Origin of the sequence: Pseudomonas sp. NMI760_13 (assembly GCF_021283245.1) — a bacterium.
Classification (GTDB): domain Bacteria; phylum Pseudomonadota; class Gammaproteobacteria; order Pseudomonadales; family Pseudomonadaceae; genus Aquipseudomonas; species Aquipseudomonas peradeniyensis.
In genome coordinates, this window is sequence record NZ_JAJSRC010000080.1 from 1 (window position 1) to 1,397 (window position 1,397).

Annotated in this window: 1 protein-coding gene; it reads right to left on the reverse strand. The window is 68.1% G+C overall.

What is annotated here, in order from left to right:
- On the reverse strand, nt 1–1,397 hold a 1,397-nt coding region (locus LU671_RS29220), incomplete at both ends, for a condensation domain-containing protein (protein WP_232857809.1).

Consider the following 1,397-nt stretch of genomic DNA (forward strand, 5'->3'; position numbering starts at 1 on the left):
ATAGCTCAGACTCAGCTCGCCCTGTACTACGGCCAATGCTTCGGGCGACTGGGCCTCGACCAGTGCGTGCACGGTCTGACCTTGGGGATAATCCACGGCCGTGGTATTGAAACCTTCGAGCACATGGCGTCGCTGCATGCCCTCGAGGATGGGCAGCCTGTCGACCTGCGCCGCGCCACCTTGCTCCAACGCCTGGATCAACTGGCTCACGGCAGCGGTCATCCAACCTGCGACCCGCTCGGCACCGATCCCCAGCTGGGCCAGTACGCTCAGGCTGAAACCTTCCCCGTGGTCGTCCACGCTCAGGGTCAGCGGGTAGTTGCTGCGCTCTTCACCGCCGAGCTGATGCATGCCCTGGAAGCTTGCGACATCCACACCGACCGTATCCGTCGGGCTATGGCGGTAGTTGAGCAAGGCACTGAACAGCGGCGCCGAGGCCGGCACGCCGCTGCAACGCTGGGCCAGTGCCAACGACGCATGCTCATGCCCAAGCAACGCCGACAGCCGCTGGTGGGTGGCCTGCACCGCATCGCGAGCGCCCTTGGCGGTGTCGATGCGCAGCGGCAAGGTGTTGATGAACACCCCCAGCGCCCGGTCGGCGCCGTCACCGCCTTGCAGGCGGCCCATCAGCACGGTGCCGAACACCACGTCACCGCGCCCCGCCAGCACACCCACCACGCGGGCCCAGGCCAGGTGCATCAGGCTCGCGGCGCTGACCCCGAGCGCCCTTGCCTGCTCGCGCACCCGGCGCGACAAGGCCGGATCCAGCGGCAGGCGCGACTCCTCGATATCGCGCCCGTCGCCCTGCACATCGGCCAGGCCCATGGGCAGGGTCGGCCCGTCGACATCGCCGAGCATGTCGCGGAAGAACGTCTCGTGCCCCGCCTCGGCGGCACCCAGGCGAACCTGGGCCACGTAGGTGCGGTACGGCACGGGCGCACTCAACAGGTGCAGGCGACCGGAAAGGATCGCCTGCAGTTCGTGGACGATCACCTCCATCGCCGTGTGGTCCAGGGCCAGGTGGTGGAAGTGCAGGACGGCCACCACCCGTTGCAGGGCCGGGTCCAGGGCGTAGGTCAGGCGCAGCAGCGGCGCCTGGGTCAGGTCCAGCCGCTGCAGGCGGGCATCGAAGTGCGCGTGCAGCCGCTCGATCACCGCCTCTTCGCCCAGGCCGGTGACCTCGCTGACCGCCAGGCGAGCCTGGCGCCAGACCACCTGCACCGGCTCGCCCAACCCCTCCCAGACCACCGAGGTACGCAGGATATCGTGACGATCGATGACCTCTTGCAAGGCCTCGGCACAGGCCTGCAACCGATCCAGGCTGTCGAAGGCCAGGCGTGACTGCAAAAGGTACGGGTCGCCCTGCTCGGCACTGAGGTGGTGATAGAGAATGCCTT